Genomic DNA, 13,024 nt, shown 5'->3' with positions numbered 1-13,024 from the left:
TGGGTCAGTCCTCCCCGAGGATCTGCGGCACGCGGAAGCGCTGCTCCTCCACGGCCGGTGCGCCGGCGAGGGCCTCGGCGGGCGTGAGCGACGGGCGGACCACGTCCGGCCGCATGACGTTGGTCAGCGGCAGCGGGTGGGAGGTCGGCGGAACGTCATCGGCGGCGATCTCGCTGACGCGGGCGACCGCGTCCACGATCGCGTTGAGCTGCTCGGCGAAGTGGTCCAGCTCTTCGGCCTGCAACTCCAGCCGCGACAGCCGGGCGAGGTGGGCGACCTCCTCGCGCGTAATGCCAGGCATGCAGCGATCCCATCGGGGTGAGTTCTCAAGTGTCGACGCCAGTGTATTGACAACGGCGCGAGGCCCATCCTACGGAGGCGGGGCGGGAGCCTGCACCGGCGTTTCCCCGGCGGCGGCCTCCAGGGCAGGCCGGGCGGCGTTCCGGACCCGCAGCCAGGCGGTCGCCTGGTCGGCCGGGAGGGCCGCGGAGACCAGCCAGCCCTGGACCGCGTCGCAGCCCATGTCGTGCAGCCGCTCCCAGGTCTCGTCGTCCTCGACGCCCTCGGCGACGACGGTCAGCCCCAGCGAGTGCGCCAGCTGGACCGAGCAGAGCACGACCGCCGCGTCGTGGTCGTCGGCGACCATCCGGCTGACGAAGGAGCGGTCGATCTTCAGCTCGCCGACCGGCAGCCGACGCAGCCGGACCAGCGAGGAGTAGCCGGTGCCGAAGTCGTCCAGGGACATCCCGACGCCGAACCCGCGCAGCTCCTCCAGGGTGGCGGCGGCGAGCTGGCCGTCCTCCAGCAGCAGCCGCTCGGTGATCTCCAGTTGCAGCGCGGCCGCCGGGACGCCGTGCCGGGCCAGCCGGTCGGCGACGGAGCCCGCGAAGCCCTGGCGCAGCACGTCGCGCGGCGAGACGTTCACCGCGACCTGCACGGTCATCCCCTCGGCCCGCCAGGAGGCCAGCTGGGCCACGGCGGCGTCCAGGACGTAGTCGGTGAGCTGCGGCATCAGCCCGGTGGACTCGGCCAGGCCGACGAACTCCTCCGGGCTGACCGGGCCCCGGCCGACCCGGTCCCAGCGGACCAGGGCCTCCAGGCCGACCACATGGCCGTCGAAGGCGACCTTGGGCTGGTAGTGGATCTTCACATCGCCGTTGTCCAGGGCCCGGCGCAGGTCGCCCAGCAGGCCCAGCCGCTCCGGGGTGTCGGCGTCCTGCTCCGGGCTGTAGAGCTCGATCCCGCTGCGGCTGCGCTGGGCGTGGGCCATCGCCACGTCCGCGCGGCGGAGCAGGGTCTCGGCGTCGGCGGCGTGGTCGGGACTGACCGCCAGTCCGGCGCTGGACTCCAGGACCAGTTGGATGCCGTCGAGGTAGATGGGCGCGGCCAGCTCGGCGGCGAGGCCGCGGGCGGTCTGCAGCAGCCCCTGGGTGTCGCCGACGCCGGTGAGCAGCACCGCGAACTCGTCGCCGCTGATCCGGGCGACCAGCCCGCCGGGGGTCTCCGGGGTGTCGACGGCGCGGCGGAGCCGGGTGCCGACCTGGACCAGCAGCCGGTCGCCGGCGGCGTGGCCGAGGGTGTCGTTGAGCGAGCGGAACCGGTCGAGGTCGAACAGCACCAGGGCGACCCAGCGCTGCTCGCGGCCCTGGCCGGGCTGGCCCTCGTGCCCGGCGCCGCCGCCCTGGCCGACCGCCGGGCCGACTCCGGCGCCGATCGCCTCGCGGGCGGCGCGGAGCAGCGCGCCCCGGTTGGCCAGCCCGGTGAGCGAGTCGGTCTCCTGGTCGCGGACGCGTTCGCGGGCGATCCGCCAGGCCGCGTAGAGCACGGCCAGCGGGACGGCGAAGAGCGGCAGCAGTTGCGGGGCGCTCCTGATGACGAGCAGGGCCAGCGGGAGCAGCGGAACTGCGCCTGCGGCGAGCACGCCGACGAGCGTGCTGACCCTGACCGGCTGCCCAGTCCTGCGCGACTGGCCGGCACGGCCGGACCTGGACGTGCGCTCCATGAAGTGGTCCTCTTGCTTCCCCGCGTACCCGCTGCGGACGGGCTGCTTCAAGCGTAAATGCAGCTCTGTGAAGAGGATATGAAATTGGACGGGACGTAACCCAGTGGTGTCCTAAGTGGCTTGATAGTGCTGTGGTTTGCAGGGGCTTGGGCATTTTGCCTTTGCGTTAGGTAACTTGACGATCGGTCAGCCCCGGTGGCCGGGACTGGATTCGGACGTCGTCAGCCATCGGTTCCGGCCACATCCCCCGTCGCCCCGGCCACCGGTCCGGCCGTCTCGTCGGCGGCCTCGTCGGCCGCCCCGCCGAGCGGCAGGGCCGCGCCGCGGGCGGCCTCCGGGCCCTCGCTGAGCAGCACCGCGAAGCCGTCGTCGTCCAGGACCGCGAGCTTCAGCTGGACCGCCTTGTCGTACTTGGAACCGGGGTTGTCGCCGACCACGACGAAGTCGGTCTTCTTCGACACCGACCCGGTCACCTTCGCCCCGAGCTGCTGCAGGGCCTCCTTGGCGCCGTCCCGGGTGTGCGAGGCGAGGGTGCCGGTGACCACCACGGTCAGCCCCTCCAGCGGACGCGGACCCTGCTCCTCCGCCGTGCCCTCGTCGACGAAGCGGACCCCGGCCGCCCGCCACTTCTCGATGATCGCGCGGTGCCAGTCCTCGGCGAACCACTGGACGATGGCGGCGGCGATGGTCGGACCGACGCCCTCGGTGGCCGCCAGCTCCTCCTCGGTGGCGGCGGCGATCCGGTCCAGGTCGCGGAACTCCCGAGCCAGGGCCTGGGCCGAGACCGGACCGACATGACGGATCGACAGGCCGTTGACGAACCGCCACAGGTCGCGGTCCTTGGCGAGTTGGAGGTTGTCCAGCATCAGGCTGGTGGTCTTCTTCGGCTCGCCGTTGAGGTTGGCGAAGAAGGAGACGATCTTCTGCTCGCCGGTGACCTCGTCGATCTTCGGCAGCCCGGTCTTGGCGTCCCGGATGAGCACCTTGATCGGCAGCAGCTGATCGAGCGAAAGGCCGAAAATGTCACCCTCGTCGGCGACCGGCGGCGTCGGCGGCTCCAGCGGCTGGGTCAGCGCGACGGCCGCGACGTAGCCGACGCCCTCGACGTCCAGCGAGGCCCGGCCGCAGAGGTAGGCGATCCGCTCGCGGATCTGCGCCGGGCAGTAGCGGGCGTTGGGGCAGCGCCAGTCCTTGTCGCCCTCGGTCATCTGGCGCAGCTCGGTGCCGCACTCGTGGCAGTGGGTCGGCATGACGAACTCGTACTCGCTGCCGTCGCGGAGGTCCTCCACCGGGCCCAGGATCTCCGGGATGATCTCCCCGGCCTTGCGCAGCACCACGGTGTCGCCGATCAGCACGCCCTTGCTCTTGACCACGTCCTTGTTGTGCAGGGTCGCGTACTGGACCATCGATCCGGCGATCAGCACCGGCTCGGCCAGCACCGCGAAGGGCGTGGCCCGTCCGGTGCGGCCGATGCCGACCTGGATCCGGTCCAGCTTGCCGATGGCCTCCTCCGGCGGGTACTTCCAGGCGATGGCCCAGCGCGGCACCGAGGAGGTCGCGCCGAGCCGGCCCTGGAGCGCGATCTCGTCGACCTTGACCACCACGCCGTCGATCTCGTGCTCCACCGAGTGGCGTCCGCTCTCGCCGAAGTGGGCGATGAACTCCTTCACCTCGGCGAGCGTGCCGACCACCCGGTTGTGCCTGGCCGTGGGCAGGCCCCAGGCGTGCAGCAGCTCGTAGGCGTGGGACTGGCAGTCGATGTCGAAGCCCTCGCGGGCGCCGATCCCGTGGACGATCATGCGCAGCGGACGCGCGGCGGTGGCCTTCGGGTCCTTCATCCGCAGCGATCCGGCGGCGGTGTTGCGGGGATTGGAGTAGAGGTGCTCCATCGCCAGCGGGCGCTTGCCCTCGGCCAGCAGCTGCTCGTTCAGCCCGCGGCGGCGCTCGTTCTCGGCCGCGAGGCCGGCGTTGAACTGCTCGAAGTCCGCGGTGGACATGTAGACCTCGCCGCGGATCTCCACCAGGGCCGGCGGGTTGTCGTCCTGCAGCCGCTCCGGGATGTCGTCGAGCGTCAGCGCGTTGGCGGTGATGTCCTCGCCGACCCGGCCGGTGCCCCGGGTGGCCGCGCGGACCAGCCGCCCGTGCTCGTAGGTCAGGTTGACCGCCAGGCCGTCGATCTTGAGCTCGCAGAGGAAGTGGTGCTCCTGGCCGGCCAGGTCGCGCTCGACCCGTTCGCCCCAGGCGTCCAGGTCCTCGTCGGTGAAGGCGTTGTCCAGGCTGAGCATCCGCTCCAGGTGGGTGACCTTGGCGAAGTCCTCCGACAGCGCCCCGCCGACCTGCTGGCTCGGCGAGTCGGCGGTGGCCAGCTCCGGGCGGCGCTGCTCGATCGCCCGGAGCTCGCGCATCAGCGCGTCGAACTCGGCGTCGCTGACGCTGGCCGCGTCCTTGCCGTAGTACCGCTGCCGGTGCTCCTGCAGCTCTCGCGCGAGCTCCGCGTGCCGGGCACGGTCGGCCGCCTCCCCGGCTGCCGCGTCGGCCGCTGCGTCGACCCCGGGTGCGTCCGCTGCCACTCGACTCTCCTCCATCGCCAACTCCCCCTGTCTCACCGGGCCTTCCGGCTACTCCGGATTGTCCGTCAGGCTCTGCGCCGCCGTGACGCTGTGTGACAGTGCGAGCCGGGCATAGGACGGGGTGGCCCCGGCCAGACCGCAGCTCGGAGTCACCACGACGTGCCGGGCCAGCAGCGCCGGGTCGAGCCCCAGCCTGCGCCACAACGTCCTGACAACGCCGACACTACCGGCCGGGTCCGACAACGCCGGTCCGACCGACGGCACGACACCGGCGAGCAGTACCAGGCCGTCCTCCACCGCCTCGCCGATGGCATCGTCGTCACGCTCCGTCAGCAGTGCCGCGTCCACCGCGACCGCCGCCGCCCCGGCCCGGCGCAGCAGCGCCAGCGGGACGTCCGGGGCGCAGCAGTGCACCGCCACCGGCACGTCGAGCGCACCGATCAGGCTCCGCAGCGTCTCCTCGGCGACCTGCCGGTCGACCGCGCGCAGCCGCTGCCAGCCGCTGGCGGTCGGCACCCGGCCCGCCAGCACGGCCGGCAGCGAGGGCTCGTCGAGCTGGAGCAGCAGCGGTGCGCCGGGCACCCGCCGGCGCAGCTCGGCGAGGTGCAGCCGGAGCCCCTCGGCCAGCGATCCGGCGATGTCGCGGACCGCGCCCGGGTCGGCCAGCGCCTTCTCGCCCCGCTGCAGTTCGACGCCGGCGGCCAGCGTCCACGGCCCGACGGCCTGGATCTTGAGCGGGCCGGTCCGGCCCTGGGTGAACTCCTCCAGCGCGTCCAGGTCCTCGCCGAGCCAGGAGCGGGCCCGGCGGGTGTCCCGGCCAGGACGGTCGCCGAAGCGCCAGCCGGAGGGCTCGACCCGGGCGAACAGCTCGACCAGCAGCCCCAGGCTGCGGCCGATCATGTCCGCGCCGGGCCCCCGGGCCGGCAGTTCGACGAGGTGCGGCAGGGCGTCGAGGGAACCGGTGACGGTCTTCGCGGCCTCGCGCGCGTCGGTGCCGGGCATGGAGCCGATGCCGGTCGCCCCGACACCGTCCAACTGCGGAAACGTACTCTCAGCGGTCACGGTGGCAGCGTACGGGACGGGAGCGCTCACCCGGTCGGGTGGAACTTCCGCTCCGGCCGTCATCCGGCCGCGCCCGGTAGGAAGAAATGACGGCGTCCCTCCCGTCCCCTCCCGTCCCCTCGTCCCTCTCGTCCCTTCCGTCCCGCAGCACCAGAGAACCGGAGTCCCCCGTGCGTCCCCTCCGCCCGATCCTTGCCGCCGCCACCGCCGTCCTCGCCGCCGCGCTGCTCACCGCCGCACCGGCCCAGGCGTACACCTCGCAGTCGTCCTCGCCGTTCCCGGCGGGCTGGAGCGACTGCGCGCCGCACGCCACCAGTTTCGACGTCCAGCGGCTCACCGTGCACAGCACCGACACCCGTCCCGACCGGGGCCTCTCGCTCTACCGCACCACCCTGCGGCAGGATCTGACGGTCTACAACGGGACCGCCGTCCGGCAGCCCTCGGTGGTGTTCCTGGACCCGGCCACCGGGCAGCGCCTGGCCCCGCCGGCCACCCTGCCGCCGCTGGAGGCCCGCTCGCTGACCAGCCTCTGGACGCAGCTGGCCCTGCCCGAGGCCCCGGTCGGCACCCGGGTGCCGCTGAAGGTCGTGATCGCCGACGGGCACGGCCGGGTGCTCTACTGCAGCACCGGCGCGGTCACCACCGAGCGCCCGGCCTGAGTCGGCCGCCGCCCGCTCCGCTACTCCGGCCCCTCGGCCGGCCCCGCCGCCTGCTCGGCCATCCCCGCGATCATGCGCCGGAGGTCGTCCAGGTCGGCCCGGTACTCCGCCTCCCAGTCCACCGGGCCGTCCAGCCACTCGGCCAGCGCCCGGTGCCCCGGCAGGTCGCCGCCGGGGAGCTGCCCGCGCCGTCCGCGCGGGTCCAGCGTCCCGGCGCCGAACCGGCCGCCCGCCTCGGAGGCCAGGTGGCCGATGACGAAGGTGCTCAGCATCCGTTCCACCCGGGGGACCTGGGACGGCGGCAGGCCGGCCGCCAGCAGCGCCGTTCGGCGTCGCCCCGCAGGAGCCGGCCCTCTACGTCAGCGCCACCGTCCGCGACAACCTGCTGCTCTTCGCCGCCCTCGGCGGACTCTCCGGGCGCGACCAGCGGCGGCGGACCGCCGCGCTGGCCGAGGAACTGCAGTTGGGCGAGGTGCTGGACCGGCGCTGATCGGCCTGGGCACCGCCCTCGGGGCGCTGGCCCGCAGCCAGGGCGAGCTCTCCGCCGCCTACGACATCGGCGGGATGCTGCTCAGCAGTCTGGGCGGCGCGCTGGTGCCGCTGTCCGCGCTGCCGCCCTGGGTGCGGACGATCGCCCCGGCCTCCCCCGGCTACTGGGCGATGAGCTCCCTCCACGCCGCACTGCGGGGCGATGCCGCCCGCACCCTGACCGGCTGCGCCGTCCTCCTCGGCTTCGGCCTGGCCTTCGGCCTCCTCGCCGCCCTCCGTCTCCGCCGCGGCAGCGGCCGCTCCGCCCGACTGTGAACCGGGCATCGCCGCCGCGCGGCCTCAGCGGCCCGGACGGACCGTCAGCTCGGTGATCTCGGCGTCGCGCGGCAGGTCCAGGGCGGTCAGGACGGTGGTGGCGATCGACTCCGGGGCGATGTAGGCGTCGGCGTCGTAGGGCAGGCCCTCCTGGGAGCGGACCCGCTGCTGCATCGCGGTGGCGGTCCGCCCCGGGTAGACGGTGGTCACCCGGACCCCGTTGCCGTGCTCCTCGGCGCGCAGCGAGTCGGCCAGCCCGCGCAGGCCGAACTTGGACGCCGCGTAGACCCCCCACTCGGCGCTCGCGGTCAGCCCGGCACCGGAGTTGACGAAGACCACGTGGCCTCGGGAGACCCGCAGCGTCGGCAGGAACAGCCGGGTGAGTTCGGCCGGGGCGATCAGGTTGACGGCGAGGGTCTCGTTCCAGACCTTGGTGGTGAGATCGCCGACGGTGCCCAGCTGGACCACCCCGGCGATGTGCAGCAGCGAGTCCAGCTCGACCGGCTGGGCCTGCTGGCCCAGTGCCCAGGAGAGCCGGTCCGGCGCGGAGAGGTCGCCGATGAGCGTGTTGCTGCCCGGGAACTGCGCCTTGAGCTGCGCCGCCCGCTTGGCGTCGCGGACCAGGAACCACAGTTCCTCGCCGCGTTCCGCCAGTCGCGCGGCGACCGCTGCGCCGATGCCTGAGCCTGCTCCGGTGATCAGATGTGTACCCATGCATTCAGACATATCATGACCGCGGTTGCTCACCATCCGTCACCATAGGAACAGATGGCTCCAAAGTGACCGGGGGGAACGGAACGTGACCGAGGCACATCCGGTCGGGCACATGATCGTCTGCGGTGGCGACTCGCTGACGCACCGGCTGGCGCTGGAGCTGATCCACCTCTACCGCGAGCGGGTGACCCTGATCATCCCCAGCCTGGAGGACGGGCACGGCCCGCAGCTCGCCGCCCTGGCCCGGGAGGACGGCTCGGTCACGGTGATCGCCGGGCGCGGCCCGGACGAGACGACGCTGCTGGCGGCCGGCGTGGAGCAGGCCACCGCCCTCGCCCTGACCATGGACGACGACTCCGCCGTCACTCAGGCCGCGCTGCTGGCCCAGGGTTTGAACCCGCGGCTGCGGCTGGTGGTGCGGATCTTCAACAGCACCCTCGGCCAGCGGCTGGAGAACCTGCTCAACCTGGTCGCCCGGGACACTTCGGGATCGGCCACCCTGCTCTCCGCCTCCGACACCGCGACCCCGGCGCTGGTCTCCTCGGCCGTCCCCGGACGCAACCAGGTGATCCCGATCGACAGCGGCACCTTCTCGGTCGTCGAGCAGTCGCTGTTCGAGCCGCCGGGGCCCGGGATCGAACTGGCGCTGCTCGCCCCGCGCAGCGACCACGCGGTGGGCTCGGGCGACGCCCCGCTGAACACCCTGCTGCCCTCGCCGGCCCAGGTCGCCGCCGCCGACAGCTTCGGCACCCGGGCGGTGCTGAGGCTCCGGCACGACCCGGACGAGCCCGAACGCCCGCGCTCGCGGATCCCCCGGATACCGGTCGGGGCGCTCTTCTCCCGGCGGCTGCGGCTGGCCGGACTGGCCGTCGCCACCCTGATCACCATGCTCAGCGTGGCCACCTGGCTGGTGACCCGCAACTCGCTGCCGTTCTCGTTCTACCTGGTGCTGATGGACGTCTTCGGCCTCGGCAACCCCGCCGTCGGGGCCCCGCTGGCCCGGCAGGTCCTGCAGCTCACCGCGGCCTTCACCGGAATGATGATCATGCCACTGGTGCTCGCCCTGGTGCTGGAGAACCTGGGCGCGCTGAACACCGCCACCACCCTGAACCGGCCGCTGCGGACCATCGCCGACCACATCGTGGTGGTGGGCCTGGGCAAGGTCGGCACCCGGGTCCTGGAGCACCTCACCGACCTCCGGATCCCGGTGGTCGCGGTCGAGCGGAACCCGGACGCGCCAGGCCTCGCCCAGGCCCGGGACCGCCGGGTGCCGGTGGTCATCGGCGAGATCTCCGACCCCGCCGTCCACCGCGCCGCCCGGATCGCCCGCTGCCAGACGCTGATGGCGCTGACCAGCAACGACAGCGTCAATCTGGAGGCCGTGCTGTTCGCCCGGGAGCAGCGCCCGGACCTGCGGGTGGTGCTCCGGCTGTTCGACGACTCCTACGCCAGCACCGTCTACCGGGCGCTGCGGGCCTCCTACCCGCAGGCCCCGACCCGCAGCCGGAGCGTGTCCTACCTCGCCGCGCCGACCTTCGCCGCCGCCATGATGGGCCGTCAGGTCCTGGCCGCGATCCCGGTCGAGCGGCAGATGCTGCTGGTGGCGACGCTGACCGTGCGCGGCCGGGTCGCGCTGACCGAGCTGACGGTGGGTGAGTCGTTCCGCCCCGGCGGCTGGCGGGTGGTCGCGATCCAGGCCCCCGACGGCCGCCTGGACTGGAACCCGGCCCCGGAGCGGCTGATCGAGCCCGACGACCGGGTGATCGTGGTCGCCACCCGAGAGGGCCTGGGCCTGCTGCTCCAGCGGGACGCGGCCCGGCTCGCCCCGGTCCCCGCCCCGTTCCCGTTCCTGGGCGCCCCACAGCCGGGCGCGGCCCCACAGCCGCCGGCGCCTCCGCAGCCGCTGCCGGGTGCTCCGGAGCCGCCGCACTCCGGGCGTTTCCGGCGCGGTGGGCTGCCGGTGCCGCCACTGCCCCGGCTGCCCCGTGCCCAGCCGGACGCTCCCTACCCGCCGATCAACGAGCAGGAGCTGCACGCCGACTCGCGCCGGGTGGTGGCCCGGCAGCGCCGCGAGCGCGAGGAGGTGCGGCCGGGCGGTCAGCCGGAAGCCCCTCAGTCGGAGGCAGTCCCTCAGTCGGAGGCAGTCCCTCAGCCGGAGGAGCCGACCAGGTAGTCGAGGGCCTCGGCCGGGTCGGCGGCGAAGCGGACCAGGGTGTCGAGCGCCCGGGGCAGGAAGCCGTCCTGCTCCATCCGCTCCAGCTGGAGGCGCAGCCCGGCGTAGAAGCCGTCGGTGTCCAGGAAGACGATCGGCTTGCCGTGCGCGCCGTGCTTCTTCAGCTCGATCACCTCGCCGACCTCGTCCAGCGTGCCGACGCCGCCGACCAGGACGGCTATCGCGTCGGCGCGCCCCAGCAGCTGCGCCTTGCGCTCGGCGAGGTCGCGGGTCATCACCATCTCGTCGGCGTCCGGGTAGCCCCGGTGGGCCAGCATCTCCACGTTGATGCCGACCAGCCGTCCGCCGCCGGCCCTGGCCTCGTCCGCGATCACGCCCATCAGCCCGGCGTCGGAGCCGCCCCAGACCAGGGTGTGGCCCTGCTCGCCGAGCAGCCGGGCGAAGGCGGCGGCGGGTGCGGTGTAGCGGTCGTCCAGCTTGTTGGCGGAGCAGAAGACGGTGATGTTCACAGGGGTTCCCCGGGGGTGGTGCGGTCGGTGGCAGGAGCCGTGGTCAGCGGGCCAGGGCCGGGTCGGACGAGGTGGTGGCGATGGTCGCCGAGCCGACGACCCTGGTGCCCTGGTAGAGCACCACGGCCTGGCCGGGGGCGATCCCCCGGGCGGCCTCGGCCAGTTCGACCCGCAGTTCGCCGTCGACCACCTCGGCGGCGACCGGGACCGGCTCGCCGTGCGCGCGCAGCTGCGCGGTGTACTCGGCGGCGCCGACCGGCGCGGGTCCGCACCAGCGCGGCCGGATCCCGGTGAGCGCGCGGACGTCCAGCGCCTCGACCGGGCCGACGGTGACCCGGTTGTCGACCGGCGAGATGTCCAGCACGTAGCGGGGCTTGCCGTCGGCGGCCGGGTGGCCGATCTTCAGCCCCTTGCGCTGGCCGATGGTGAAGCCGTAGGCGCCGCTGTGCTCGCCCAGCCGGGTGCCGTCGACATCCACGATCTCGCCGGGCCGGGTGCCGAGCCGGCGCTCCAGGAAGCCCTGGGTGTCGCCGTCGGCGATGAAGCAGATGTCGTGGCTGTCGGGCTTCTTGGCGACGGCGAGGCCGCGCCGCTCGGCCTCCACCCGGACCTGCTCCTTGGGGGTGTCCCCGAGCGGGAACATGGCGTGCGCGAGCTGGTCCTCGTCGAGCACGCCGAGGACGTAGGACTGGTCCTTGGCCGGGTCGACCGCGCGGTGCAGCTGGCGCAGGCCCTCGGCGGTGGTGACGATCTGGGCGTAGTGGCCGGTGCAGACGGCGTCGAAGCCCAGCGCGACGGCCTTGTCCAGCAGCGCCGCGAACTTGATCTTCTCGTTGCAGCGCAGGCAGGGGTTGGGGGTGCGCCCGGCGGCGTACTCGGCGACGAAGTCGTCGATGACGTCCTCACGGAAGCGCTCGGCCAGGTCCCAGACGTAGAAGGGGATGCCGATGACGTCGGCCGCCCGGCGCGCGTCGCGGGCGTCCTCCAGCGTGCAGCAGCCGCGCGCGCCGGTGCGGAACGACTGCGGGTTGCTGGACAGCGCCAGGTGGACGCCGGTCACCTCGTGGCCGGCCTCGGCGGCGCGGGCGGCGGCGACGGCGGAGTCCACGCCCCCGGACATCGCGGCGAGCACACGCAGCCGCCCCCCGCCGAGGGCGGAGGCGGATTCGTCAGGGGCACCAGGAAAGTCATTCATGATGCGTCCAGGGTACGTGGCCCCGCCAAACGCTTAACCCGCGCACGGGGCCCCGCCCACCACGGGTCCACGCCGGGGTACGGGGGGTCGCCCCCCCGGAAAGCCGGAGCCGTGGCCCCGCCAAGCGCTTAACCCGGCTACCGCCGGGCCGCCGCGCCGGCCATCCTGGCGCGGTCGACGACCGGGCCGATGGCGTCGAGCAGGGCCGCGACGTCGCCCTCGGTGGAGGTGTGGCCGAGCGAGAAGCGGAGCGAGGCCCGGGCCAGCGCCGGTTCGACGCCCATCGCCAGCAGCACGTGGCTGGGCTGGGGGACGCCGGCCGAGCAGGCCGAGCCGGTGGAGCACTCGATGCCCCGGGCGTCGAGCAGCATCAGCAGCGCGTCGCCCTCGCAGCCGGGGAAGGAGAAGTGCGCGCTGGCGGGGAGCCGGCCAGGACCGGCCGGCTCGCCGTTGAGGACCGCGTCCGGCACCGCCGCGAGCACCCCGGCGACCAGGGTGTCGCGCAGCGCGGCCACCGAGACGGCGTACTCCGGGCGGCGGGCCACCGCGATCTCCGCAGCGGCGGCGAAGCCGGCCGCGGCCGGGACGTCCAGGGTGCCGGAGCGGACGTCGCGCTCCTGGCCGCCGCCGTGCAGCAGCGGGACCGGGGTGGCCGAGCGGGCCAGCACCAGCGCGCCGACTCCGTAGGGGCCGCCGATCTTGTGGCCGGTGACGGTGAGCGCGTCCAGCCCGGAGTCGGCGAAGGAGAGCGGCAGCTGGCCGAAGGCCTGGACCGCGTCGGCGTGCATGGGCACGCCGAACTCCTGGGCGACGGCCGCAAGTTCGGTGATCGGCTGGATGGTGCCGACCTCGTTGTTGGCCCACATCACGGTGACCAGGGCGACGTCCGTCGGGTCGGCCTCGATGGCCGCCCGCAGGGCCTCGGGGTGGACCCGGCCGTAGCCGTCGACCGGCAGCCAGTCGATCCTGGCGCCCTCGTGCAGGGCGAGCCATTCGACCGCGTCCAGCACGGCGTGGTGCTCGACCGGACTGCACAGCACCCGGACCCGCGCCGGGTCGGCGTTGCGGCGGGCCCAGTAAAGGCCCTTCACGGCGAGGTTGTCGGACTCGGTGCCGCCGCCGGTGAGGACGACCTCGCTGGGGCGCGCGCCGAGGGCCAGGGCAAGGGTTTCCCGGGACTCCTCGATGACGCGGCGGGCGCGGCGGCCGGCGGCGTGGAGGGAGGAGGCGTTCCCGGTGCTGCCGAGGTGCTCGGTCATCGCGAGGACCGCTTCGGGCAGCATCGGCGTGGTCGCCGCGTGGTCGAGATAGGGCATGGCGGGACCAAGTGTAGAGC

General features: G+C 73.8%; 11 protein-coding genes and 1 pseudogene. 3 read left to right on the top strand and 9 right to left on the bottom strand.

Annotated elements, in window-relative coordinates; genetic code table 11:
• Positions 1-4 precede the first annotated feature (4 nt).
• The 4 genes and pseudogenes from gatC to BS75_RS26740 form a co-directional block, all read right to left on the bottom strand.
• Entirely contained in the window at positions 5-301 is a 297-nt protein-coding gene (gene gatC / locus BS75_RS26755; protein ID WP_034090071.1) for an Asp-tRNA(Asn)/Glu-tRNA(Gln) amidotransferase subunit GatC, read from the bottom strand.
• Positions 302-370: 69 nt separating this feature from the next.
• A pseudogene (locus BS75_RS26750) lies at positions 371-1,924 on the bottom strand (putative bifunctional diguanylate cyclase/phosphodiesterase); the annotation flags it as partial.
• Positions 1,925-2,223: 299 nt separating this feature from the next.
• Positions 2,224-4,587: an NAD-dependent DNA ligase LigA gene (gene ligA / locus BS75_RS26745; RefSeq protein ID WP_042437344.1), complete on the bottom strand. Its 2,364-nt coding sequence runs from the start codon at positions 4,585-4,587 to the stop codon at positions 2,224-2,226.
• Between the two features lie 33 nt (positions 4,588-4,620).
• Positions 4,621-5,634 (bottom strand): methionine synthase, encoded by a 1,014-nt coding sequence (locus tag BS75_RS26740; protein WP_267970423.1) that lies wholly within the window; start codon positions 5,632-5,634, stop codon positions 4,621-4,623.
• Between the two features lie 170 nt (positions 5,635-5,804).
• Between BS75_RS26740 and BS75_RS26735 the strand changes: the two genes are divergently transcribed.
• Positions 5,805-6,293, top strand: a complete 489-nt coding sequence (locus tag BS75_RS26735) for a hypothetical protein (RefSeq protein WP_034090069.1) — start codon at positions 5,805-5,807, stop codon at positions 6,291-6,293.
• 20 nt (positions 6,294-6,313) lie between these two features.
• Here BS75_RS26735 and BS75_RS26730 read toward each other — a convergent pair whose 3' ends face one another.
• Positions 6,314-6,565 (bottom strand): hypothetical protein, encoded by a 252-nt coding sequence (locus tag BS75_RS26730; protein WP_052069724.1) that lies wholly within the window; start codon positions 6,563-6,565, stop codon positions 6,314-6,316.
• On the opposite strand from BS75_RS26730, the gene BS75_RS50655 reads away from it, so the two are divergent.
• Positions 6,546-7,097, top strand: a complete 552-nt coding sequence (locus BS75_RS50655; protein ID WP_231607904.1) for an ABC transporter permease — start codon at positions 6,546-6,548, stop codon at positions 7,095-7,097. The two genes, BS75_RS26730 and BS75_RS50655, sit on opposite strands and share 20 nt — an antisense overlap.
• A 24-nt stretch (positions 7,098-7,121) precedes the next feature.
• Here the strand turns inward: BS75_RS50655 and BS75_RS26720 are convergent, their stop codons facing one another.
• On the bottom strand, positions 7,122-7,811 hold the full coding sequence (locus tag BS75_RS26720; protein WP_034090068.1) for an SDR family oxidoreductase: 690 nt from the start codon (positions 7,809-7,811) through the stop codon (positions 7,122-7,124).
• A gap of 85 nt (positions 7,812-7,896) precedes the next feature.
• On the opposite strand from BS75_RS26720, the gene BS75_RS51605 reads away from it, so the two are divergent.
• Entirely contained in the window at positions 7,897-9,984 is a 2,088-nt protein-coding gene (locus tag BS75_RS51605; protein ID WP_052069722.1) for an NAD(P)-binding protein, read from the top strand.
• Here BS75_RS51605 and BS75_RS26710 read toward each other — a convergent pair.
• The 3 genes from BS75_RS26710 to BS75_RS26700 form a co-directional block, all read right to left on the bottom strand.
• Positions 9,960-10,493: an LOG family protein gene (locus BS75_RS26710; RefSeq protein WP_034090067.1), complete on the bottom strand. Its 534-nt coding sequence runs from the start codon at positions 10,491-10,493 to the stop codon at positions 9,960-9,962. The genes BS75_RS51605 and BS75_RS26710 overlap by 25 nt on opposite strands.
• Before the next feature lie 43 nt (positions 10,494-10,536).
• Positions 10,537-11,688, bottom strand: coding sequence for a tRNA 2-thiouridine(34) synthase MnmA (gene mnmA, locus BS75_RS26705; RefSeq protein WP_034090066.1), 1,152 nt, complete (start codon positions 11,686-11,688; stop codon positions 10,537-10,539).
• A 137-nt stretch (positions 11,689-11,825) separates the two neighbouring features.
• A complete protein-coding gene (locus BS75_RS26700) occupies positions 11,826-13,004 on the bottom strand; it encodes a cysteine desulfurase family protein (protein WP_034090065.1) in 1,179 nt (392 codons plus the stop codon).
• Between the last annotated feature and the right edge of the window lie 20 nt (positions 13,005-13,024).

It is taken from the genome of Streptacidiphilus albus JL83 (assembly GCF_000744705.1).
GTDB classification, from domain to species: Bacteria; Actinomycetota; Actinomycetes; order Streptomycetales; family Streptomycetaceae; genus Streptacidiphilus; species Streptacidiphilus albus.
This window is presented reverse-complemented; position numbering and strand designations above follow the sequence as displayed.

Excerpts from the sequence above, each read along its gene's own strand:
- gatC (WP_034090071.1), bottom strand. The coding sequence starts at position 301 with ATGCCTGGCATTACGCGCGAGGAGGTCGCCCACCTCGCCCGGCTGTCG.
- ligA (WP_042437344.1), bottom strand. The coding sequence starts at position 4,587 with ATGGAGGAGAGTCGAGTGGCAGCGGACGCACCCGGGGTCGACGCAGCG.
- BS75_RS26700 (WP_034090065.1), bottom strand. The coding sequence starts at position 13,004 with ATGCCCTATCTCGACCACGCGGCGACCACGCCGATGCTGCCCGAAGCG.
- mnmA (WP_034090066.1), bottom strand. The coding sequence starts at position 11,688 with ATGAATGACTTTCCTGGTGCCCCTGACGAATCCGCCTCCGCCCTCGGC.
- BS75_RS50655 (WP_231607904.1), top strand. The coding sequence starts at position 6,546 with ATGACGAAGGTGCTCAGCATCCGTTCCACCCGGGGGACCTGGGACGGC.
- BS75_RS26730 (WP_052069724.1), bottom strand. The coding sequence starts at position 6,565 with ATGCTGAGCACCTTCGTCATCGGCCACCTGGCCTCCGAGGCGGGCGGC.
- BS75_RS26720 (WP_034090068.1), bottom strand. The coding sequence starts at position 7,811 with ATGGGTACACATCTGATCACCGGAGCAGGCTCAGGCATCGGCGCAGCG.